This window comes from Cohnella cellulosilytica (genome assembly GCF_042431195.1).
Classification (GTDB): Bacteria; Bacillota; Bacilli; order Paenibacillales; family Paenibacillaceae; genus Cohnella; species Cohnella cellulosilytica.
This window is the reverse complement of the sequence record NZ_JBHMDN010000010.1, coordinates 277879-300769: the sequence shown is the minus strand read 5'-3', so window position 1 is coordinate 300769 and position 22891 is coordinate 277879. Positions and strand designations below refer to the sequence as shown.

General features: G+C 58.7%; 20 protein-coding genes and 1 riboswitch. Of the genes, 13 read left to right on the top strand and 7 right to left on the bottom strand.

What is annotated here, in order from left to right; translation table 11 throughout:
- The first annotated feature begins 76 nt into the window (after nucleotides 1-76).
- The 3 genes from ACFFT4_RS07430 to ACFFT4_RS07420 all read left to right on the top strand — a co-directional run bounded on the left by ACFFT4_RS07430 (nucleotide 77) and on the right by ACFFT4_RS07420 (nucleotide 4336).
- Nucleotides 77-1147, top strand: coding sequence for a branched-chain amino acid aminotransferase (locus ACFFT4_RS07430; protein WP_378046354.1), 1071 nt, complete (start codon nucleotides 77-79; stop codon nucleotides 1145-1147).
- A 122-nt stretch (nucleotides 1148-1269) separates the two neighbouring features.
- Nucleotides 1270-1358, top strand: a riboswitch (cyclic di-GMP riboswitch).
- A gap of 62 nt (nucleotides 1359-1420) precedes the next feature.
- Nucleotides 1421-3310 carry a flagellar assembly protein A gene (locus tag ACFFT4_RS07425; RefSeq protein WP_378046352.1) on the top strand — a complete coding sequence of 630 codons (1890 nt, stop codon included), beginning with the start codon at nucleotides 1421-1423 and terminating at the stop codon, nucleotides 3308-3310.
- Nucleotides 3311-3334: 24 nt separating this feature from the next.
- On the top strand, nucleotides 3335-4336 hold the full coding sequence (locus ACFFT4_RS07420) for an HD-GYP domain-containing protein (RefSeq protein WP_378046350.1): 1002 nt from the start codon (nucleotides 3335-3337) through the stop codon (nucleotides 4334-4336).
- Here the strand turns inward: ACFFT4_RS07420 and ACFFT4_RS07415 are convergent.
- Together ACFFT4_RS07415 and ACFFT4_RS07410 are read right to left on the bottom strand one after the other, a co-directional pair.
- Nucleotides 4333-5031 (bottom strand): class I SAM-dependent methyltransferase, encoded by a 699-nt coding sequence (locus tag ACFFT4_RS07415; protein ID WP_378046348.1) that lies wholly within the window; start codon nucleotides 5029-5031, stop codon nucleotides 4333-4335. The genes ACFFT4_RS07420 and ACFFT4_RS07415 overlap by 4 nt on opposite strands.
- A gap of 3 nt (nucleotides 5032-5034) precedes the next feature.
- Entirely contained in the window at nucleotides 5035-6024 is a 990-nt protein-coding gene (locus ACFFT4_RS07410; protein WP_378046347.1) for a MerR family transcriptional regulator, read from the bottom strand.
- 263 nt (nucleotides 6025-6287) lie between these two features.
- Here ACFFT4_RS07410 and ACFFT4_RS07405 point away from each other — a divergent pair, with 263 nt between their 5' ends.
- Both ACFFT4_RS07405 and ACFFT4_RS07400 read left to right on the top strand, forming a co-directional pair.
- Complete coding sequence (locus ACFFT4_RS07405) at nucleotides 6288-6674, top strand: SDR family NAD(P)-dependent oxidoreductase (protein WP_378046346.1); 387 nt, start codon at nucleotides 6288-6290, stop codon at nucleotides 6672-6674.
- A gap of 40 nt (nucleotides 6675-6714) precedes the next feature.
- Nucleotides 6715-7296: a class I SAM-dependent methyltransferase gene (locus tag ACFFT4_RS07400; protein ID WP_378046344.1), complete on the top strand. Its 582-nt coding sequence runs from the start codon at nucleotides 6715-6717 to the stop codon at nucleotides 7294-7296.
- Between the two features lie 59 nt (nucleotides 7297-7355).
- Here the strand turns inward: ACFFT4_RS07400 and ACFFT4_RS07395 are convergent, their stop codons facing one another.
- Together ACFFT4_RS07395 and ACFFT4_RS07390 are read right to left on the bottom strand one after the other, a co-directional pair.
- Nucleotides 7356-8267 (bottom strand): polysaccharide deacetylase family protein, encoded by a 912-nt coding sequence (locus ACFFT4_RS07395; RefSeq protein WP_378046343.1) that lies wholly within the window; start codon nucleotides 8265-8267, stop codon nucleotides 7356-7358.
- 214 nt (nucleotides 8268-8481) lie between these two features.
- On the bottom strand, nucleotides 8482-9015 hold the full coding sequence (locus tag ACFFT4_RS07390; protein WP_378046341.1) for a MerR family transcriptional regulator: 534 nt from the start codon (nucleotides 9013-9015) through the stop codon (nucleotides 8482-8484).
- A 186-nt stretch (nucleotides 9016-9201) separates the two neighbouring features.
- Here ACFFT4_RS07390 and ACFFT4_RS07385 point away from each other — a divergent pair, with 186 nt between their 5' ends.
- From ACFFT4_RS07385 to ACFFT4_RS07375, 3 genes are read left to right on the top strand one after another with little or no spacing between them, the layout of a single operon-like run.
- Complete coding sequence (locus ACFFT4_RS07385) at nucleotides 9202-10740, top strand: GNAT family N-acetyltransferase (RefSeq protein WP_378046340.1); 1539 nt, start codon at nucleotides 9202-9204, stop codon at nucleotides 10738-10740.
- Nucleotides 10741-10768: 28 nt separating this feature from the next.
- Nucleotides 10769-11776, top strand: a complete 1008-nt coding sequence (locus tag ACFFT4_RS07380; RefSeq protein ID WP_378046338.1) for a nitrilase-related carbon-nitrogen hydrolase — start codon at nucleotides 10769-10771, stop codon at nucleotides 11774-11776.
- Between the two features lie 7 nt (nucleotides 11777-11783).
- Nucleotides 11784-12080 carry a type II toxin-antitoxin system RelB/DinJ family antitoxin gene (locus ACFFT4_RS07375; protein ID WP_378046336.1) on the top strand — a complete coding sequence of 99 codons (297 nt, stop codon included), beginning with the start codon at nucleotides 11784-11786 and terminating at the stop codon, nucleotides 12078-12080.
- A 369-nt stretch (nucleotides 12081-12449) separates the two neighbouring features.
- Here the strand turns inward: ACFFT4_RS07375 and ACFFT4_RS07370 are convergent, their stop codons facing one another.
- Both ACFFT4_RS07370 and ACFFT4_RS07365 read right to left on the bottom strand, forming a co-directional pair.
- Nucleotides 12450-12833: a hypothetical protein gene (locus ACFFT4_RS07370; protein ID WP_378046334.1), complete on the bottom strand. Its 384-nt coding sequence runs from the start codon at nucleotides 12831-12833 to the stop codon at nucleotides 12450-12452.
- Between the two features lie 510 nt (nucleotides 12834-13343).
- Nucleotides 13344-15116, bottom strand: a complete 1773-nt coding sequence (locus ACFFT4_RS07365; protein ID WP_378046332.1) for an ABC transporter substrate-binding protein — start codon at nucleotides 15114-15116, stop codon at nucleotides 13344-13346.
- Between the two features lie 144 nt (nucleotides 15117-15260).
- On the opposite strand from ACFFT4_RS07365, the gene ACFFT4_RS07360 reads away from it, so the two are divergent.
- The 5 genes from ACFFT4_RS07360 to ACFFT4_RS07340 all read left to right on the top strand — a co-directional run bounded on the left by ACFFT4_RS07360 (nucleotide 15261) and on the right by ACFFT4_RS07340 (nucleotide 21464).
- Complete coding sequence (locus ACFFT4_RS07360) at nucleotides 15261-16739, top strand: DUF4153 domain-containing protein (RefSeq protein ID WP_378046330.1); 1479 nt, start codon at nucleotides 15261-15263, stop codon at nucleotides 16737-16739.
- A gap of 34 nt (nucleotides 16740-16773) precedes the next feature.
- Nucleotides 16774-17244 (top strand): NUDIX hydrolase, encoded by a 471-nt coding sequence (locus ACFFT4_RS07355; protein WP_378046329.1) that lies wholly within the window; start codon nucleotides 16774-16776, stop codon nucleotides 17242-17244.
- Between the two features lie 26 nt (nucleotides 17245-17270).
- Nucleotides 17271-17600 carry a DUF6509 family protein gene (locus ACFFT4_RS07350; RefSeq protein WP_378046327.1) on the top strand — a complete coding sequence of 110 codons (330 nt, stop codon included), beginning with the start codon at nucleotides 17271-17273 and terminating at the stop codon, nucleotides 17598-17600.
- 337 nt (nucleotides 17601-17937) lie between these two features.
- Nucleotides 17938-19680: an ABC transporter ATP-binding protein gene (locus tag ACFFT4_RS07345; protein ID WP_378046447.1), complete on the top strand. Its 1743-nt coding sequence runs from the start codon at nucleotides 17938-17940 to the stop codon at nucleotides 19678-19680.
- 26 nt (nucleotides 19681-19706) lie between these two features.
- Nucleotides 19707-21464, top strand: coding sequence for an ABC transporter ATP-binding protein (locus ACFFT4_RS07340; RefSeq protein WP_378046326.1), 1758 nt, complete (start codon nucleotides 19707-19709; stop codon nucleotides 21462-21464).
- Between the two features lie 416 nt (nucleotides 21465-21880).
- Here the strand turns inward: ACFFT4_RS07340 and ACFFT4_RS07335 are convergent, their stop codons facing one another.
- The gene (locus ACFFT4_RS07335; protein ID WP_378046324.1) at nucleotides 21881-22777 is read right to left on the bottom strand and encodes a LysR family transcriptional regulator; all 897 of its coding nucleotides are present in this window, start codon (nucleotides 22775-22777) and stop codon (nucleotides 21881-21883) included.
- Between the last annotated feature and the right edge of the window lie 114 nt (nucleotides 22778-22891).

The window sequence follows — 22891 nt, the reverse complement described above, 5'->3', positions numbered from 1 at the left end:
ATATTATCAATATACATCGCACTCTGGTATCATTCAATTATAAAGCGCGTTCAATCAAGGAGGAGACTATTCGGACATGGCACACGCAATCCCGGTAGAACGGACGACCGCATCCAAGGCGAAGCCGGACGCTTCGACGCTCGTTTTCGGCAAGCATTTTACGGACCACATGTTTATTATGGAGTACAATTCGGGCCAAGGATGGCACGATCCCCGCGTCGTTCCTTATCAGCCGATCTCGCTGGACCCGGCCGCCAAGGTGTTCCATTACGGCCAGACCGTCTTCGAGGGCATGAAGGCTTACAAGACGCCGGGAGGACCGGTGCTGCTCTTCCGTCCCTTCAAAAATCTGCAGCGGCTTAACCGCTCCAACGCCCGTCTGAGCATTCCGCCGATCGACGAGGATCTGGCGATGGCCGCTCTGAAGCAGCTGCTCAAGGTCGACGAGGACTGGATTCCGACCGACGAAGGCACGTCGCTGTACATTCGTCCCTTCGTCGTCTCGACGCAGGCGACGCTGGGCGTATCCCCGTCGGAAAGCTACTATTTCATGATCATTCTGTCCCCGGTAGGCTCGTATTACGCGGAAGGCATCAACCCGGTCACCATCTACGTGGAGTCGGAATATGTGCGCGCGGTTACCGGCGGGGTGGGGAACGCCAAGACCGGCGGCAACTATGCGGCGGGACTTAAAGCTCAGGAGGAAGCCTCCGGCAAAGGCTATTCCCAAGTGCTCTGGCTGGACGGCGTGCACCGCAAATATATCGAAGAGGTCGGCAGCATGAACGTCTTCTTCAAAGTCGCCGGCAAGGTCGTCACGCCGGCGCTGAACGGAAGCATTCTGGACGGCGTTACGCGGGATTCCGTTATCCAGGTGCTGAAGCATTGGGGCGTGGAAGTCGAGGAGAGAACGATTTCGATCGACGAGCTGGTCGAGGCGTATCGGAAAGGGACATTGGAGGAAGCGTTCGGCACCGGAACGGCCGCCGTCATTTCTCCGATCGGGGAACTGAACTGGCAGGGCGACAAGCTGACGCTGAACGGGGGACGGACGGGGCCTCTGTCGGCCAGAGTGTACGACTTCATGACCGGCATCCAAAGAGGCGCGATCGAGGATCCGTTCGGGTGGGTCGTGAAGCTGGAATAGGCCGGCACGCGATAAATCTCTTGAAATTGTTGCGACTATAGACTTATAATTGATATCGAAGCGTGACGTAAATAGGCGGAGATATTCATTTGTTCTAGTTAAATATACATCGAGGAGACGCACACACGAAAAGGCAAACCCTTCGAAAGAAGGGGACGCAAAGCTATGGGCCTAAAGAACTCCCCAGTTCAATGGCTGCCAGGCCGCCGAATGGAGCGTTAAGGCACCTTCCCATTCGGGAGGTGTCTTTTTTGTTGTCGAGAGGTGTTGAGCTTGAAGAGGCAAATATCCGAAGCCGAGCTGAAGAAGCTGATCCATCAATTGGACATCGACAGCGAAGGCAGGGAAGCGGACGATGACGCCTTGTCGGTGTCCGGCGAGCCGGACGGGAACGGGCAGGGCCCCGCGCGGGACGGAACGATACGGATTCGCAACCAGCAAATCTACGTTCAGGACCCCGCTGCCGGCGGAGAATACGCTGTCATTTATCCGATGAGCCCCGTCCGGCTGTTCGTTAACGACGAGGAAGTCGTATGGGAAGCTCCCGTACGGGCCTCGGACAAAATCGTCTGGAAAGTGGAAGAGCAGCCGCTGTTCGAGATTACCGTCTCGGAGGACAAGCTGTTTGCTTATCTGCGGCTGTTCGCGACGGAGCGATACGCGGCCAGAATTGTCGACGACGGCCCCGAGCGGAGGGTGACCGTCCGGGCGGAGGACGACGAGAGCATCGTGCTGAAGACCGTCCAGCTCGCCGACGTGGTGGCGAAGCTGGAGGCGATGTCGATCAAATCGCGGATCGAGTTCGCCGCCATCCAGCAGGAGCTGCTCCGGCCCACGTTCGAGCCGATCGTCGTGGCCAGCGGCAAAGCTCCCGCGGATGGGGAAGACGCCAGGCTGGAAATTTACTTCGACCAGCAGGTGCGGAGCGAGTTTTTCGAGGTCGAGGGCGCGATCGATTTCCGCAATCACCTGCGGATTCCGACCGTGCAGAAGGGCGATCTGATGGCCCGCAAAATTCCGATGGTGGACGGCACCGCCGGGTACGACGTTCTGGGCAACGTGACGCTGCCGACGCCTCCCAAGGACTTGTTTATTCTGGCCAAGCCGAACGTGGAGCTCACTCCGGAAGGCCAGGTGATCGCGCGCAAGCAGGGACGGCCCCGAATTACGGGCGGGAAAATCAAGACGTTCGACGTCTCGACCTCGTACGTCGTATCGGGCAACGTGGACATCTCGACGGGCAACATCGTTTTCTCCGGAGACGTGATCGTCTGCGGGGACGTTACCGACAATATGATCGTCGAGTCGCTGGGCAACGTCTATGTATACGGGAATGTGTTCAATTCCACGATTACGGCGACGGGCAGCATTAACGTACGGGGCAACGTCATTTCGAGCCGGCTGTATTCGGGTTACTTCGGCGTGCTGTTCAATCGCCTCTACCATACGTCGAAGCAGCTGTGCGATTCGATCGAGAAGCTGCTCGAGGCGTCCAGGCTGCTGGAGGGCGCGCTTGAAGCGAAGCGTCAGCCGGTCCGCTTCGGCCAGATCGTGCAGCTGCTGCTGGAGACGAAGATGAAGGACATTCTTCCGGCGATCAAGGAGCTGCAATCCGTCATCTCGAACATACGCAACATTCGGCAGACGGAATACGAGAAGCTGAAAGAGATTTCGGAAATCTTCACGAAGCCGACGCAGCTGATCGAGTCGGCGACCCGGGAGTTCGTGCAAGGCTTTCTCGCGCTGCTGCAGGACACCCACGGAGAGGTGGCGCGAATGCAGGAGGAGCAGGTGGAGATCAGCATCAACCAATGTCAGGGAAGCGAGCTGAAATCCAACGGCGACATCGTCATTCATCGGGACGGCGTGCTGCTCTGCGAGCTGTACTCGGCCCGGAACATCGTGTTCCTCGCGACTCAGGCGATCTGCCGCGGATCGCGGCTCGACGCCGGCGACAGCATCCGGGCGATCACCGTCGGAGGCCAGACCGGAGCGATATCGGTGCTTAAGGCCAGGCGCAAAGTGCAGGTGGAGAAGATGTATTCCGGGCGGGTGTGCGTCGGAAGGTATTGCAAGGATATTTTCGAACCGATCGGGCAGACGGTGTTCGACATTCCGGCTTTGAAGAGACATAACGGATCGGATGACGCGAGGCAAACCTAAAGATAAGCAGATGGTGGGATAAACATGCTGGGGAGTCAAATGAAGGCCTACATCGGAAAAAGAGTCAACCGCAACATCTACAACGAGAGCGGAACGTTGATCGTTCCCGTCTCGCGCGTGCTGACGGATCGCGATATTCGGCTGCTCGCGAGACAAGGCGTTACCCTGTGCGAGCAGGACGTGGAGGCGGTGTCGATCGTTTATCTGATCGAGTCCGCGATCCGGGAAGTGCGGGAGCTGTTCGAATTCGCGAAGCAGACCGACCGAATCCCGTTCGCGCGGGTTCGCGACAAGGTGGTTCCGCTGATTCTGGAGCTTAGCAATCATCCGGATCTGAACCAGACCTTTCGTTATCTGGAAACCTATGACGAATATGTCTATCGCCACAGCGTAGCCGTGGCGCTCTTGTCGAGGCTGATCGGCAAGGTCAAGGGATTCGACGAGGCGCAGCTGACGGAGCTGACGATCGCGGGTTTCCTTCACGACATCGGCAAATCCAAAGTTCCCGGAGCCATTCTGAACAAGCCCGGAAGATTGACGGAAGAAGAGTTCCGCATCGTGAAGGAGCATACGGTGTTCGGCTATGAAATTCTGAAACGCTCGGAGGGGGTGCCCGATCGTCACGCTTACGTAGCGCTGCAGCATCACGAACGCGAGGACGGCAGCGGTTATCCGCTGGGGCTCAAAGGAGACGGGATCGATCAGTTCAGCAAAATCGTCGCCGTGGCCGACGTGTTCCATGCGATGATGTCCAAACGGGTATACAAAAGTCCGCTCCCGCTCTGTCAGGTGCTGAAGGAGCTGGCGGACAACGTCTACGGATCGCTCGAACCGGGAATCACGCTCGCGTTCCTGAAGCGGATCATGGATATGCTGATCGGCAACCGGGTCGTGCTGACGGACGGGCGCGAGGGCAGGATTGTGATGGCGAGCGCCGCCGATCCCGTCCGCCCCGTCGTCGAGGTGGACGGACAATATATCGATCTGAGCGCGGAAGGGTCGATCGCGCTGGAGAGAATGATTTAGCCTCCGCCCGGGCGCTTCCGCCACCAGACGCCGGCGCATTCGGGCACGCGGACAAGCCTGCCGGCGGCGACCCGGTCTCCCAGCTCGTCCCCGAAGAAGAAGCGTGTCAGCCGTTCCGCCTGTTCGGCGTTGTCGAATTCATAGTCGGCGCGAATCCAGCGATGAGCGAAACCGTAGCGTTCCGTCAGCTGGCGATAGTACGGAAGCAGGAAATCCGGCGGGGACGGCGTTTCGCAGCCGGTGCCCATCGTCTCGAACAAGATCGCCGTGCCGCCCGGGCGAAGGACGCGCTCGACCTCGCCCATGACCCGCTCCAGGTTGCGCTCCCACTGCGGGACGTTGGCGGCGGCGAGATAACAGACGCTCCAGCCCGAGACGACCAGGTCGGCGCTGGCGTCGGGCAGCGGGAGCTCGCGATGATCGGCGACCCGGACGGACCAGTGATCGAGCCCCGTCTCCCGCAGCCGTTCGGCCGTTAGGCGGAGCATCGCCTCCGCGGCATCCATGGCGACCAGGGAGCCGGCAGCGGGGGCGAGCACGGCCGACAATCTTCCCGTTCCCGCTCCCATATCGACGATATCCAATCCCCGAACGGAGACAAGCTCCTCGATCACGGGCAGCAGACTCGGCTGTCTGGCAATCAATTCATCGTATTGCGCGGCTTCATTTGCGTAGATGGCTTCGTGATTCGGCATCTTTCATTCCTCCTTGCGGGCATATAGAATGTGCAGGCGTTCGTTCAGACGGCGGAGTTCGGCGGTATATCCGTGTTCCAGAAACCAACGGACCAGGCTGCTGGCGGAGGGAAAACCCGCGTGGGCCTCGTCGTCCGCCGCGGGGACCATCAGATCGGCGATGGCGACGCGCCCCGACGGCTTCAGCACTCGGTCCATCTCCTCCAGCGCCAGCCGCTGCTGGTCTCCGGACAGATGATGGAACGCGAAGCTGGAGACGACGAAGTCGAACTGCTCTCGCAAATAGGGGAGCGCAAGGAAGTTGCCGAGCCTCGTCTCCATGCCCGGATGCTTCGTCTGGCACAGCCGGAGCATCTCGCGGGACTGGTCGACCCCGGACATGACGCATCCCCGTTCCAGAAATTTGCCCGCCAGATTGCCCGTTCCCGTTCCGATGTCAAGCCCGCGCTCTCCTTTTGCCGGGACGACCAGCCGGACGATTTTCTCCAGCGCTTCCGCGTAATCCGCGTAATTCCCCGATCCGGCGGCTACCCGTTCGTCATGGGTCGGCGCCAAGCGGTTGAAGTTCCAGCGGTCCTGCCAATTTCCGCGCTGCTCCCTGAGCCGTTTCGAAGCGGCAGCCAGGCCGAAAATATGCTCGATCGGCAGCCCGCGTTCGTCCTTCAGCAGCCCGATCATGCGATCGGTCATGTCGAGAATTTGCCGCAGCTGCAGCCATTCGGACATCAGGATCGACCTCTGAAGCTCCAAATAATACTGAAGCTCCCCCATGCCGTCGACCTCCCATTTTTCAAGCGCCAGCTTGATGTCGGACAACGACATGCCGGCTTCGCGCAGCGACACGATCGTCTGCAGCCGCCAGATATCCTGATCCGAGAACGAGCGATAACGGTTGGACTCCTGCTTGGCGGGCGACAGCAGCCCTTTTTTCTCGTAAAAGCGAATAGCCCGCGGCGTAATGCCCAGCCTGTCGGCCGCCTCTTTAATGTTCACGCCGATTCCCTCCTTCCGCTTCTATTCTAAACGTTGTCCCAACGTCAATGTAAAGAGGCAATCGTTCGGTTGTGCTGCGCGCCCGTCGGACGGGTCGCGAAGTCTGCGGGGGCGCGGGCGGCAGCTTCGTTTGCGGTTGGTTCTATGAGCGATGTCATTTTTTATATGACCGAAGTCATGACCGCAATCACTATAAACGTTGAAAAACTGAAAATATAATGGGGAGGCGGCATCATTTCAGGGCAAGGGAGAGATGGGGAACGATGGACCATGCAAGAATCGCGCTCGTGACCGGCGGCAATCAAGGCATCGGGTTCGAAATATGCCGGCAGCTGGGAGAGCGCGGAATCACGATAATCGTAGGAGCCAGGAACGGCGGCAAGGGCGGGCAAGCGGCGGACAAGCTTGCCGCCGAAGGAATCGAGGCCCATGCCGTCGAGCTGGACGTAACCGTCCAGGAAACGGTTGACCTTGCCAGGGAGCGCATCGCGTCCAAGTTCGGGAGGCTGGACATTCTGGTCAACAATGCCGGCATCTTCCTTCCGGAGGGATTGCCGAGCGAAACGGACGTGGAGGCCATTAAAGCCGCATACGAGGTAGAAGGAGCGAGAGGGCCCGGTGTTCTTGCGCGAAATCGCGAAGGCGTGTAAGGTAACGTTATCGACGAATGGACGAGCGCAAGGAGGCCCTATGGAATTAAGCGTAAATGCGGCGATCTCGCTTGCCGTGGCGGCAGCGGCCCTTCTGGCCGCCTGCTCCATTGTGTGGACAAGCTGGCGGAACGGCATCTCGCCGATGCCGTCGTCGGCCCTGGTGCGAAAGGCCGTAGCCGGGGAGATCAATCGTCTGGAAAGCAAAGGGCTGCTCGTGGAAGCGGGGGCCGGATGGGGGACGCTCGGCATCCATCTCGGAAAGAACTGCGAAGGCTGGACGATAGAAGGCGTGGAGAATTCGCCGCTGCCGCTGGCCGTGTCCAGGCTCGCGGCTTGGCTGGTCTTCGGGAAGCGGCGGAAGGCGCGCGCGTTCGGAGAGTCATCATCCGTATCGTTCCGCAAGGGGAATATCTACAGCGTCTCCTACCGGGAAGCGCGAGCCGTCGTCTGTTATCTGTATCCGGGCGCGATGAAGCGTCTCGCTCCGCTGCTGAAGGAGCAGCTCGCCCCCGGCGCCCGCGTCGTCAGCGTATGCTTCGCGATTCCGGATTGGCGGCCGGAGCGGGTCGTCACGTGCGGAGACCTGTATCGGACGCGGGTATACGTGTACGGAAAATAGCGCAAAGGAGCCGCCCTGCAGGTCAGTCTGCGTCGACCTTGGGACGGCTCCTTGCGCTATTATTTAATTACCGAGGCTTTGTATTCGCCGGAATCGATCATCTCTTCCACAGTGACGAGCTCATAGCCTTTGGCTCTCAAGTCTTCGATAATCTTCGGCAGCAGCTTGACCGTATGCTCAAGCGCGTTCTTGCGTCCGCCGAAGGAATGCATCAGAATAATTCCGCCGTCACGGGTGTTGGCCATGACGTTCTTGTACATGTCCGCTACGGAACTGCCCGCCCAATCTCTCGTATCCACGGTCCAGGCGACATGCTTCATCTCGTCGTCGTGAATCGTCGCCAGCACGTCCTCGGACAGCGCGCCGTAAGGGGCACGCATCAAGCGCGGAGTCACGCCGGTCGCTTGCTCGATGATTTGCCGGGCTTTGTCGATCTGTTCGGCCCTTTGCTCGACCGACAGCTTCGTCAGATCGCCGTGGGACCACGTATGGTTGCCGATGGCATGGCCTTCCTCGACAATGCGCTTGGCCATGTCCGGATATTTCTTGACCTGGGTGCCCACGAGGAAGAAGGTTGCTTGGACGTCGTATTCCTTCAGAACATCCAGAATTTGCTCCGTGTACTTGTTGTCCGGACCGTCGTCGAAGGTCAAAGCGACGAGATGTCGCGGCTTGACCTCTTCCTTCGGCTTCCCGGGAGTCGGAGGAGGCTTGACTGCCTGCGTCGGAGGCAGGTCGGTCGTCTTCGCGTCCGGCAGCCCGTCATTCGGACCGGCGTCCGCGTGCACAGCCGTCTCCACATCGGATTCCTCGACGGGAAAGCTCGTCGCCGCATCGGCCGAACCGCCTCCCGTCATGCCGACGAGCTGCCATTCCCGGATCAGAGAACACCCGGTCAGCGCCGCCGACAGCATCGCAATACCAAGCGCGCCGAGTACGGCCCGCCCGAATCGATTTCGTTTTCCCCGCATAGCCTTATCCTCCAAATCTCCTCTTCCCAACCAGAAAAGAGAGGCGCCTGGGGAGAATCCGCGCGGCCGGGATCCCCATCCCCGACCGCCCGGACCGATTTTGCAATCCGTTCTCTTTGGTTATCCTATTAGACGTAAGAGCGGGGAAAAAGTTAGAGGAATTCGACAAGGATTTTAAATCTTTTTGTCGGAGGCCCGGTCTTAACGTTTCCGGTCAGAAGAAGGTGCGGAACAGCTTTCTTTTTCGCTCCGGCAGGGCGAGGGGCTGGGCGGTCGGCAGGCGAATCTCCTCGTTCTTCGCCGTCTCGACCATCGCCGTCGCCCGGCTCTCCAACGTCTCGACGGCGGCGGCCAGCTGGGCGACGACGCGGCGCAGCTCGTCCAGCTCGTCGCGGTGCTGGCGCACCTGCACGGAGACGACCTCGTCGGCTTTCTGGTCGAGAGAGCGCTCGATCTCGCAGAGGCGCAGCTGCAGCTCTCTCCGGCGCTCCGCGGCGGCTTCGTCGGCCGGCCGGCTCGCCGGCTCGTCCGGAGTCGACGCGGCGGGCAGGACGATCTGTTCCAGCGTACGGCCTCGTTCGATCTCGGCTTGAATCGACTGCAGCAGGCCGAACTCGCGTTGGGAGAACACATAGTGTCCCAACGGGTCTTTGCGGAAGGATGCGGGATAATGGGAAGCCCAGCGTTTGACGGTCGTCTGGCTGACGCCGAGCCGTTCCGCGGCCTCTTTCGTTTTCAGGTTGCGCATCACCATTCACTCCAATCGCGGCATTCTTTTTTACCCTATTCGAGATTCGTTTCCGTCCCCCTGCGGGCACGACAAAGGTAGTGGCCATTCGTCAAACAAAGTGCAAAATCGCGAAGGGGCCGGATTATATGAGCGGCGATGTCATGGTACAATAGAGGCAAACGTTCGATTTGGAGGCACAACCTCATGGCAACCGATCCACTCTCTCAATTCGAGAAAAAGGTCATTATCCGTACTATCGAGCGCCGGGACTTCGCCAAAATCATCGAGCTTCAGAGCAGCTGTTTTCCGAATATGTCGCCTTGGCTGCCGGAGCAGCTGGAGAGTCACGTGCGCATTTTTCCGGAGGGGCAAATCTGCGTCGAGCTCGACGGAGAGATCATCGGCTCCTGTTCCAGCCTGATCGTGAACTTCGACGATTATTTCGAGCAGCATACGTATACCGAGATTACGGACAAGGGCTATATTCGCAATCATAATCCGCGCGGGGGCAACCTGTACGGGATGGAGGTTATGGTGCACCCCGACTACAGGCGCATGAAGATCGGCAGAAGGCTCTATGAGGCGCGCAAGCGGCTGGCCGAGCATCTGAACCTGAAGAGCATCATCGTCGGCGGGCGCATTCCCGGCTACCACCATTACAGCGACCGCATGACGCCCAAGGAGTACGCCGAAGAGGTGCTGCAGCAGAACATCTACGATCCGGTGCTGACGTTCCAGATGATGAACGGATTTACGCTGAAGCGGATCATTACCGGCTACTTGTCCGACGACGCCGATTCCAAGAACTATGCCGCGCTGCTGGAATGGAACAATATCGAATACAAGCCGAGCATCGACAAGCTGCACTATAAGATGTCGTTCCCGGTCCGCATCTGCGTCGTCCAGTACATGATGAAGAAGATCGATTCTTTCGAAGAGTTCGCGACCCAATGCGAGCACTACGTGGACGTGGCCTCGGACTATAAATCCGACTTCGCCGTCTTTCCGGAAAACTTCACCATGCAGCTGCTCTCCTTCCTGGAGGAGCGGTCTCCGAGCCTGGCGATCCGCAAGCTGAGCACGTTTACGTCTCAATACATGGAGCTGTTCTCCGATCTGGCGGTCAAGTACAACGTCAACATCGTCGGCGGTTCGCATTTTATCGAGAACAACAACCGGATGTACAACGTCGCGCATCTGTTTCGCCGGGATGGCACGATTGAACAGCAGTACAAGCTGCACATCTCCCCGAACGAGCGCAAATGGTGGGGCATTAACGGAGGGTCCTCCATCGGCGTATTCAATACGGATTGCGGCAAGGTGTCCATCCAGCTCAGCGGCGACATCGAGTATCCGGAGCTTTCCCGGATCATGGCCGAGCAGGGGGCGCAGATTATTTTCGTGCCTTTCTGCACAGAGGACAGGCAGACGTTCCTGAAGGTCAAATATTGCGCGCAAGCCCGGGCGATCGAGAACCAGGCGTTCGTCGTGACGGCGGGGACGGTCGGGAATCTGACGCATGTGGACAACGTGGACATCCAGTACGCCCAATCGGGCATCTACGCGCCGGCGGACTTCTCGTTCCCGCGGGACGGAATCGCCGGGGAATGCAGCGAGAACACGGAGACGGTCATCATGGCCGAAGTCGACATGGAAGTGCTGGAACGATACCGGAAGTCGCAGGACACGCTGTCGTTCCAGGATCGCAGGACGGACCTCTATTCCTTGAAAATTCGAACATAGACCCGCAAAGGAGCATCCAAGAGCATCCATGAAAAAGCTGACCATCGCCACGACCCAATACGGGTTGAAGGACATTACGTCCGAAGAGCAGTTCTGGGCCGGCATCGCGGACAAAGTCCGGAAAGCGGCCGCCGAGGGAGCGGAGATGATCTTGTTCCCCGAATACGTGACGGCGCATCTGCTCAGCCTGAGGCCGCAGATGCTGCACGATGAGGCTTGCGCCTACCTGGACGGGCAGTCCGAACAATACGAGCGGTTTTTTCGCGAGCTGAGCGGCGAGGCGGGGATCGCGATTTTGGCGGGGACGCATATCTGCCGGGCGGACAGGACGTGGGAAGAGGGCGCCCGTACGGGCGCTGGAATCGGGGACGAAGGGAGCGACGAAGCGAGTACGGGGAAAAAATCGGGAGCGGTCCCGGTTTCGAGCTCGAATTCGAGTCGGAGGGAAGCTTCGGGTTCGGGCGCGGAGTACGTCAACGAGGCGTTTCTGTTTTTCCCCGACGGGAGGCTGGAGAGGCAGCGCAAAGTCCACCTCACGCCGGAGGAGCAGATTCGCTGGCCGCTCGTGCCGGGCGAGAGCTTAAACGTGTTCGATACGCAGTGGGGCAAGATGGCGATTCTGACCTGCTACGACATCGAATTCCCGGAGCTGGGGAGAGCCGCTGCGCTCCGGGGCGTGGAGACGATCCTGTGCCCGTCTTACACCGACAGCGCGTACGGGTATCACCGGGTACGGTTCTGCGCCCAGGCGCGCGCGGTCGAGAATCAAGTGTTCGTCGTGCTGAGCGGACTCGTCGGGGCGCTGTCCGAGGACCGTCCGCAGGTCGATACGGGCTACTGTCAGGCGGGCGCCTTCGCGCCGTGCGACTTCCCGTTCGACCCGGACGGCATTCTGGAGACGGGGAAGAAGAACGTCGATTCGACGATTCTCGTGGAGCTGAATTACCACCAGCTGCACGAGAACCGCGCTCGCGGCGCCGTCGCTCCTTTCTATGACCGGAGACCGGAATTGTACGATCGGCTTGCCGGACATTAACTTCTGAATGGTGCGCACTTTGTATTCCTTTGTGAATATCAATACTCGAATGGACGAGGATCTGAAGAAAGAAGCGGAATCGCATTTTTCGGAGTTAGGTTTAAATAGGACGACTGCGTTCAATATCTTTGTTCGACAATCGTTGCGTCAGGGTGGAATTCCCTTTGAAATCACGACTCAAACCGATCCATTCTACAATCCGGCCAACCTCAAACGGTTAAAGCAGTCCATTCAGCAAATGGAGCAAGGAAAGATTGTGACGCCGGCGATGAACGATCTAGAGCATATAGCCGATAGCCGATGAGTAACCCGTAGAACATCGCGGCTCAGAAAGGGACTTTTCGCGCGGAGATAACCGATTTTGTAGAACATTGCGGCCCGGAAAGGGGTTCTTCGCGCGGAGATAACCGATTTTGTAGAACATCGCGGCTCAGAAAGGGGCTTTTCGCGCGGAGATAACCGATTTTGTAGAACATCGCGGCCCGGAAAGGGGCTTTTCGCGCGGAGATAATCGATTTTGTAGAACATCGCGGCCCGGAACGGGGCTATTCGCGCGGAGATAACCGATTTTGTAGAACATCGTGGCCCGGAATAAGAGGAGGAAGGGGCGGCTCCCGAAAGGGAATGAACAGGTTCCCCATCCCCGTCCATGAGGTAAGGTAATTTCACCACTTCACATACCGCGGTCTAACAGATTATTATACATTCGTTCGGCTATACGATCATAATCGAACGAACGTTCATCCACCTTTTGAATATGAAATCGATGCGAGTCAAGCTTGAAATCCCCAGCAGGCGGATCGGTAAAAACAAAAATAATATCATATCGAATCGAAGAAGGTAAATCAATTATAGAATAATTCCTTTTGAAGGTGTCCCAAATCTCCGGTATAGCATTGTCAGTCAGAATTCCCAAAGTCCTCTGGGCACCTAACGACTTTTTGCCGTACCACCAACTCATAAAAGAATCCTTTGCTTCTATAAATCTGTTCCTGCCCGATTCGTTCTGACTAAACAGGATTTCAATATTGTTAATATAATTCAGATCGGTCTGCATCGCATCGGAATCGTTTTTCGATAACTCTATTGCAAAACTGTTCCAACAAAATCTGTATTTATTCTGAAATTCGGCGTAGCTTAAAAAGCCTTCCGACGAAAAGGGGAAGTTCGGAAAAAAAGCGGTATTGTTATACTTGTTCTCGTACAAATTGAAACAATACAACAAGAAATTAAAAGACAAAGAGAAGGCATTACAGAGAATAATAGAGACCAACTCCACTTATGATCATGCTTACTTTTGGTTTGCTGATCGTTGCGATACTGTCTGTAACACGGAAATAGACCGCCCCCTCTGCAAAGGAATGCGGTCTATTTTCATACCCGTTTTTCCTGAAGCCGACCGCCTTTGAAGCGGCTACTGTGCCAGGAGGAGTCGTATGTCCAGCACGGCTCCTTCTATAGTTTTATTATACGTTCAGACATCTATACCCTGCAACCACCTTTATCCTCTCTGGGGAAGAATGAAGGGGTCAAAGAAAGAAAAGGGGTCAAACGAAGAAGAAACTGTCTACTCCCCCGCCATGACCGGAGGAAACCAAAGCGTGCGCAGGTTGACCCAGCCCTGGGAGTTGAAGGTGACGCCGCGGACGGTGGGCAGGTAGGCGGTCGGCAGCGGCTTCTCGGACAGGATGTGCAGATGGCGCTCGCGGATGAGCAGCGATTCGATCTTGTTCAGGCTTCGCAGCCGGATCTCCGGCCGGGGCTCCCTGAGCGTGCGGGATAACAGCTGTTCGATGTCGATGCGCGTGTGGGCGTCGACATGCTCGGCCATCGTCCGGTACAGATCGTAGAGCCGCAGCTCCTCGTCCTGGTCGCGCAGCAGCGAAAACAGAATCAGATCCGATTCCAGCCGGATCGCGCCTTTGAACTCCTCCGGAGAGACGGCCGACACTTCGCAGTCGTAGCCGAACCGGCCGAGCTCTCCGGCTAACGTTTCCGCGTCGTCCCGGTAAGGCAGGATCGTGGCGATCCGCAGGCGGACCGGGACTTGCCCGGATACGGCCGGCGGTAACTGGGCGCTTGCCAACGCTTTTTCCGCTTTCTCCGCCTCTCCCGGGTCTCCGGCGCCCCCGCCGGTTCCAACCAAGCTTTCGAACAAATGCTCCCGCAGCGCCGGCTCGGTCAACGGTCCGGCTTTTTGCGTGTTGCAGGTGACGAACTTGCGCACGGTCGTCTCGGAATGGATCCGGCTCCAGCCGGAGCTCCCGGAGGCCGCGTTCGGGATGACGTGGAACGGGGATACCCGATCCGCTGCGACGTCTCCTTCTCCCGCGCCGCCGGCTTCGCCCGTCATCGCCTCGGCGGCCCATGGCACGTGCACGATCTCCACCCGGTCAAGATGCGCCCGCCCCTGAAAACACGGCCCAAACGCCTCCATCACGCACACCGCCTCGTTCATCTGCGCGACCTTGAACGGCCCCGTGCCGACCGGCTCCGTGCCGAAGCGGTAGCTCCCCAGTTGGTTCAGGTCCTTCGGAACGATCGCCGCCCGGCTCGTGCACAGAAAAGGCAGGAACAGCTCGTTCGGCTCCTCCAGCTCGAAGCGGACGACGGTCGGATTAAGCGCCCGTACCGACTTGATCTGCTTATAGATAAAGCTGTACAGCGTCCTGCGCGGAGAGCGGATCAGCCGCTCGAAGGTGTACACGACGTCGTCGGAGTTCAGCACTTTCCCGTGGTGGAACAGCACCTCCTTGCGCAAGTAGAACGTCCACATCGTGCGGCTCTCGTCCGTGTCCCAGGCGTGGGCGATGCCCGGCTTGATGTCGTCCCCCGAGTCCGAACGGCGCACCAGCCCGTCGAACACATGGCTGGCGACGAAGGATTCGGCCAGCAGATTCATATACAGAGGATCGATCGTATGGAGAGGCTGGCGGATCGGAATGCGCAGCGTATCGATCTGCCGGTCCTTGCTCGTCTCGGCGTGGTGCCCGAAGTAGGAGAGCAGCCGGCCCTGCAGATGCTCCTGCAGCGCGGCGGAGTGCCGGTGAATCTTGATCTGCCCGATCGCGCGCGCGACGTCCTTGCGGTTGATCGCCTGTAGCATCGCCTGCGCCGCGATGTCTTCGGCCTGCGCCAGAAAGCTCAGCGTCGAGCGACGACCTCTGCCGCGGGACGACTCCCACGCGATCCACCCGTTTCGGCTCATCGAGCGCACGATATTGGCCGCGTTGCGCGGCGTGCAGTCGAGCAGCTTGGCGATCTCGTCCAGCGTCGTCGAGACCGGATCCGCGCTCCCGAACCGGGAATGCAGCAGCAGAAATTGTTGTTGCAGCTTCATCCTCCGTCCCCCTTTCCGTTCCCCGTATTCTAATCCTTTAATCCGGCCAATAAAATAGGAAATTTTCCAACGATTAGTTTCTATTTATCTTCCTATTTTAACATCTACAATAGGCATTAGAAACAAGGAAACGGAGGGATCGTCTTGCCTGCATCTCGCAAACCCCTGCTCGGGAGCTCCCTGCTTGCGCTGATCGGCGCCTTCGCGCTTGCCGCCGTTCATCAATATTTGTTTTTCGATCATAATCCGGGATTTTCGTTCCCGATATTCATCGCGCTGCTATACGTTTACCTGTTCCACGATTGGAAAAGCCGGCCGACCGGGACGACGGGCTTCGGCTGGTTTCTGCTCGCCGTGATCCTGCTGCTGTCTCTGACTTACGGCTTGTTTGACAATCCGATCTTTCGGGTGCTTAATCTGCTGGCGATTCCCGGACTGGTTTTCCTCCATCTCGCCGTGCTGCGCGGCTCGAACCGAATCCCGTGGTGGGACATCCGGATCGTCGGAGAAGCGCTCGCCCATCTGATTCCACGCAGCCTGCTCCAGATTCCGAGGGTGTTCCGGGTGCTGCGGGTCGCGCTCTTCAGAAGGCTGGACACCAAGCGTCAGAAAACCGCGACCAAGGTTGCCGTCGGCCTGCTGATCGCGGCTCCGCTGCTGCTGATCGTCATTCCCCTGCTGGCTTCGGCGGACGGCGCGTTTAATCGGCTGCTGAACGGCATTCCGGGATGGATCAGCCGCTTCTCCCTGGGCGAGCTGTTCGGAAGACTGCTGTGGATTATCGTGTTCGGCATTCTGTTCGCGATCTATTTCTGGAGCTTCGCAAAGCCTCCGAGACGCAAGAAATCCGCGGAGAAAGCGGACGAAGCGCGGCCTTCCAAGCCAAGCATCGATGCCGTTGTGCTGACGACGCTGCTGCTGGCGGTCAACGCGGTCTACGTGCTGTTCGTGGTCATTCAGTTCACCTACCTGTTCGGGGCTTGGGACGGCCTGCTGCCGGACGGAACGACTTACGCGGAATACGCCCGCAGAGGCTTCGGCGAGCTGGTGGCGGTATCGGCGATCAACTTCGGTCTGCTGACCGTTTCCCTGGCGTACGCGGGAGCAAGGAAAAGCTTCGTCAACGTCCTGCTGTACATTCTGGTCGTCTGCTCGGGCGTCATGCTGTACTCGGCCTACATCCGGCTGGCGATGTACGAAGAGGCGTACGGTTACACGTACATCCGTTTTCTCGTTCACGCGTTCATGATCTATCTGGCGTTCCTGCTGCTGATTGCGGGGCTGCGCATTCGCACTTCACTTGTGCCGATGGCGAAATGTTTTATCGTTCTCAGCCTGGCCGCCTATACGCTGCTGAACTATGTCGGCATGGACCGGCTGATCGCCGAGAACAACATCGCGCGTTTCGAGGAGACGGGCAAGGTCGACCGCGAGTATTTGAGCGATTTGTCGGCGGACGCCATTCCGACCCTCGTCCGGTTCGGGAACCGGTACGAAGACGCGGCAATGAAGAGGCTGCTGGTTTCCCGCTGCGATGAGCTGGGCCGCGCAAGCCGGGATTGGCAATCCTTCAACCTGTCGGTTCATTCGGCCGAGAAGGCCCTGCAAGACATAAATCCATAATCACCCCCTTCGGGGAAAAAAGGAGACGAGGAACTTGGGCTATATAGCGGAATTGCGGGAGGTTGTCGGGACGCGCCCGTTGATTATGGCCGGCGCTTGCGTGCTCGTGTTCGACGACGGCGGGCGCTTGCTGCTGCAAAGGCGCTCGGACAGCGGAGATTGGGGAACGATCGGCGGGGCGCTGGAGCCCGGCGAATCGTTGGAGGAAGCGGCGGCGCGGGAACTGTGGGAAGAGGCGGGACTGACCGCGAGGCGGTTCCGGCTGATCGATTTATTTTCCGGCAGGGAGATGTATTATCGTTACCCGCACGGGGATGAGGTATATAACGTGATGGCCGTGTACGAGGCGATCGAAACGGAAGGAATTCCTCGGGTAAACGATCGGGAAGGTTTGGAGCTGGCCTATTTCGATCCGGAAGCGCCGATCGCGGAGCTGAACCCGTTTACGGGACTCGTGCTCGCGAAGCTGGGGTATCGGGTCCACGCTCAACGGAAGGAGGCATAATCGCCATGTATGTGGAAATGTGTATAATGAGGACATCGAGTGCAAGGAAGGATGAGAAAATGCTGGCGGTAACCGAATACAGCGTGGAACTGGTGAAAGACCCTTTCCGGATTTTGGCGGGACGGCGTTACGAGTTCGTGATCGAGCTGGAGCTCGACGAGGAAGACGAATTGTATTCCGCGAACGGGATCGAGATCAAGGCCGTCTACAAGGTGGACGGAGAGCAAGGGAGCGTCGTGAGCTACGGACTGTACGAGAAATCGACGGGCCGCTACATCGACGCCGAGCTGGAGGACGAGGAGGAGGCCGCGCTGGCCGAATTTTGCAAGGCTCATTACGAGGAAGGCGAAGATTAACTCCATACATCCCAGAGCGGCGAACCTTCGACACCCGAACCGGTCTCGCCGCTTTTCTTTTGCGTGTCGTCAACGCCCGGCCTCCCCGTCTTCGGCCTCTTATCGTTCCTCTTTTCCGGGACGGCGGCGATCGTTTTTTTGCACGATACAGAATTTATAAGCTTCACCCTTATCCTTGTCTGTATCGTCTCCGACAAAAACGCGTTCGCCGTCCTATGGACGCCGCAGGCGTTTTTGCTTGGGAAATTTAAGGTAGTGTTCGCGTAGACGCGAACGGGCGGAACGGTTAAGATCGAAGCATGCGCTCAGAATATGGAAAATGAGGAGGGTGACGACACTGTCGTTCGTGATTCGCCTGAAATGGTTTTTCAAGGAAAGATGGGTCAGCTATTTCCTGGCTGTCGGACTGATGACGCTGGTCAGCCTGCTGTCGATGATTCCGCCCCGGCTTATCGGGAACAAAATCGACGTGATGGAGAAGGGGACTCTGACCTCCGCCGAGTTGAACCAGACCGTTCTCCTGCTTGTCGGCCTTGCGCTGATCACCTACGTCTTCGTTTACATATGGATTACAAGCTTGTTCGGCAATTCGGTGCTGATCGAGAAGCTGCTGCGCTTCCGTCTGCTCCGTCATCTGACCCGGATGCGTCCTTCGTTTTTCCAACGCCGCAGCACGGGACAACTGATGGCGCTGGCGACCAACGACGTGCCGGCGATCGGTCAGACGACCGGATACGGCGTCATGACGCTCGTCAATACGCTGGTCGGCATCTCGGTCGTCGTCGTGATGATGCTCAGCTTCATAAGCGCGAAGCTGATGATCGCCGCGATGATTCCGTTGCCGCTGCTCGTTGTGGTCATCAGCAAGCTCGGCGGCCTTGTACGGACCCGGTTCGTGGCTGCGCAGGAGTCGTTCGGCCGGATGAACGATCATGTGCTGGAGGCGATTTCCGGCATCCGGGTCATTCGTTCTTACGTGCAGGAGAAAGACGATTTGCAGGCGTTCGACCGGCTGACGTCGGACGTGATGGACAAGAACCGGCGAGTGGCGATTTTGAACTCGCTGTTCCACCCTCTGATTTCCTTCGTTGTGGGAGCGAGCTTCGTGATCGGCATCGGTTACGGCGCTTATCTGGTGTTTCAGAACGAAATTTCGCTGGGTCAGCTCGTGACCTTCAATATTTACTTGGGCATGCTGGTCTGGCCGGTCATTTCCTTCGGCGAGTTCATTAACGTGCTGCAGAGAGGCAGCGCTTCGGCGGGGCGGCTCGACGACGTGCTGGCCGAGCAAGCCGACGTGCGGGACGCCGAGGACCCGATCGAGCCCGCCGTTCCCGAATCGATTGAAATGAAGGCGCTGTCTTTCACCTATCCGACCGCTTCGTCTCCCAGTCTGGTCGACGTCTCCGTACGGCTGGAGCGGGGCCGGACGCTGGGTGTCGTCGGCAAAACCGGCAGCGGCAAGAGCACCCTGCTGAAGCAGCTGCTGCGGCAGTACCCGCTGCCTCCCGGCATGCTGTTCCTGTCGGACGTCCCGGCGGAGAGCATTTCCTTTGATCGCCTGAAGCAATGGGCCGCCTATGTCCCGCAGGAGCACCTGCTGCTCTCCAAGACGATTCGCGACAACATCGCGCTCGGCAAGCCGGACGCAACGCCGGAGGAAGTGGATCGCGCGGTCGAGATGGCGTCCTTCGCCGGAGATATCGCCCAGCTGCCGCAAGGGCTGGAGACGCTTATCGGCGAGAACGGCGTCATGCTGTCCGGCGGCCAGAAGCAGCGGCTTTCGATCGCCCGGGCGCTGCTCGTCGACGCGGAGATTTTGCTGCTGGACGACTCCTTGTCGGCGGTGGACGCGCGGACGGAAAGCCGCATCGTGGCCAACATCCGGCGCGAGCGCGCCGGCAAGACGACGCTGATCTCGACGCACCGCCTGTCCGCCGTTCGCCACGCCGATTGGATCGTCGTGCTGGACGAAGGGCGGATCAAGGAAGAAGGCACCCATGAGCAATTGATGCTGCTGGGCGGATGGTACAGACAGCAGTGGGACCGCCAGCAGATGGAAGCCGGCTTGGAAGAATAATCGGACAATCAGGATCGGAGGCTCGTATGAAATCCCAACGATCAACGGGGGGCAGGCTGCTCTCTTACGCGCTCGCTTACAAGTACCGGATTTTCGCCGCTCTGGCGATTCTGCTCTGCGCGGTGGGCGCGGAGCTCGGCGGTCCGTTCATTGTCAAGACGATCATAGACCGGCATTTGTCTCCTCCGACGAACGAGATCGTTCCCGTGCTCGTTTTGCTCGCGTTTTATATGGGGCTGGTTTTGCTGTCGGGCGTGCTGAATTTCTCGCAATCCTACCTGCTGCAAGCGGCGTCGCTCCGAATTATCAAAAACATGAGAATGGACGTCATGCGCCACATCCAGCGCATACCTCTGCGCTATTTCGACAATACGCCGGCGGGCCAGATCGTCTCCCGCGTCGCCAACGACACGGAGGCGATTCGGGAGCTGTTCATGAGCTTCATGGCCACGTTTGTCGTCAGCTTCGCGCATCTGATCGGCATCTATGCGGCCTTGTTCATTCTGGACGCGCGGCTTGCCGTCTATACGCTGGCTCTTCCGCCGGTGTTTGCCGTCATTATGTATTTCCACTTGAAGTTCTCCAGAAAATACGTCTCGATTATGCGCGCGCGGCTGAGCGACATGAACGCGATGATCAACGAGTCGATCGCCGTTATGCCGATCATTCAGGCTTTCCGCCGGGAGAAGGCGACGCTGGAGGAGTTCGATCGGCTGAACGAGGACCGCTACGACGCCCAGGTGAAGCAGTTCCGCGTCTTTTCTCTGTCGTCGCGGAATATCGTCGGCACGATCGGCAGCCTCGTTACGGCGTACGTCATTTGGCATTTCGGCAGCCTCTCGATTGCCGGCGCGGCTCTGTCGTTCGGCGTGCTGTACGCGTTCACCGACTACCTGGGCCGGATCTTCAACCCGATTATCGGGATTTTCGACCAGCTCATGAACGCGCAGCGCGCGTTTGTCTCCGCGGACAAAGTATTCGCCATTCTCGACATGGAAGGCAGGGACGTCGAGGAGGTTGCCGCCGCGGCCAAGCCGGAAGGGGAAGTGAGATTCGAGCACGTGACGTTCGCTTACAACGGCGACGATCACGTGCTGAAGAACATCTCCTTCACCGCCCGCCAGGGAGAGACGGTAGCGCTCGTCGGCCATACGGGATCGGGCAAAAGCTCGATCATCAACCTGCTGCTGGGCTTCTACGAGCCCGGTTCGGGACGGATCGCGATTGACGGCGTCGACATCGCGACGCTGTCGAAGCAGCAGCTTCGCCAGCATATGGGCATCGTGCTGCAGGACCCGTATCTGTTTGCCGGGGATATCAAATTTAACGTCAGCCTGTACAACAAGGACATTTCGCTGGAGCGGGTTAAAGAAGCGCTCGCTGCCGTCGGCGCGGCTTCGTTCGTCGAGCAGCTCCCGAACGGATACGACGAGCCGGTCGTCGAGCGGGGCAGCACGCTGTCGTCCGGACAGCGGCAGCTTATCTCCTTCGCCCGGGCGCTGGCGTTCGATCCGTCGATTCTCATCCTCGACGAGGCGACCGCCAGCATCGACAGCGAGACGGAGGGGCTTATCCAGCGGGCGCTCCGGGTCGTCAGCGAAGGCCGGACGACGCTCGTCATCGCGCATCGGCTGTCCACGATCCGCGACGCCGACCAAATTCTCGTGCTGCACCGCGGCGAGCTCGTCGAGCGCGGCACCCACGACGAGCTCATGGCGCTTCGCGGCCGCTACTTCAAGATGTACCAGCTCCAGACGGGAGAGAAGGCCTCGCTACCGGCCTGAACTCCCGGGATGCTGGCCGCGTCGGCTCCTCCATCGCGTCCGGCAGCCGGACGCAAACTGGTGAGCCCTCCGAGTGAGGTTAACGGTCAGGCGGGCCGTTAAATGGGCATGGTCCGTTCGGGCGCTTCGGTTAACGGTCTGCTGGACTGTTAAATGGGAGTAATCCGCACGGTGCCTCGGTTAACGGTCTGCTGGACCGTTAAATGGTCGGAAACCGCCTGGGCGCTTCGGTTAACGGTCAGGCGGGCCGTTAAATGGGTGTAATCCGCACGGTGCCTCGGTTAACGGTCTGCTGGGCCGCTAAATGGGCAGAGTCCGCGCCGGTGCCTCGGTTAACGGTCTGCTGGACCATTAAATGGGCAGAATCCGCGCGGGCCCATCGCCAATTGAGGTAGCTTGCCCGAAGCGGCTCCAATCTATCGGGTCAGTTCCCGCTGCATGAGTCCGTAGCTCTCGATGATGTATTCGCGGAATTCCTGGGCCGCAAGCGACAAGTAATGTTTCTTCGACCAGGCGAACCAGGTCGTTCGCCGGAAATCGCGGCGTTCGATCCGGATTTTCTTAAGATGGGAGCGCGACGGGGATCTGAAGGCCAGCTCGGGGAGAAAGGCGACTCCCAGTCCGTGCCCGACCAGGCGGGAAATGCCTTCCGGTTCGTCCACCTCGAATGTGACGTTAGGCTGGAAATCCGCTTGACGACACAGCTCGTCCATCAGATCCCGGAAGGAAAAGCCGACATTCATGCTGATGAACGGCTCCTCCGCCAGCTCCTCCAGCGCGATGCTGTCGCGGCTGGCGAGCCGATGGTCGACGGAGGCCGCGATCCATACCCGTTCCGTCATCAGCTCCCGCCACTCCAGGTCCGAGCCTTCGGCCTGAATGGAGCTGATGCACAGATCGATGTCTCCGTCCTCCAGCCGCTTGATCATCTCGATCGTCGGTCCGAGCGTCTGGCGAAAGTGAACGGACGGATGACGCTGAATAAACGTGCCGATCAGCTCCGGAAGCACGCTCGTAATCGATACGCCCAGCCGGATGCTGCCCCGGTTTAATCCCGCCAGCTCGCGGATTTGCCGTTCCCCCTCCTCCAGCTCCCGGAAAGCCCGGTCCACCCTCTCCAAATAAATTTTCCCGAACTGGTTTAACCGGATTTGCCGGCCTTGACGGTCGAACAGCGGCACGCCGACCGCTTCCTCGAGCCTGCCGATCGTCTTGCTCAGCGAAGGCTGGGCGATCTGCAGCTGCTCCGCCGCCTGCGTCATATGCTCGAGCCGCGCAACGGTCTGGAAATATTTCAGTTGAAGCCATTCCATCGCTTGCTTGACCTTCTTTCCTTCAGATTATAGCCTGAGGTCTATCGATTCATAGTTAATTATGTATTATACATCACTTAAGCGACTTCCTATAATAGACTTTATGAAATAAAT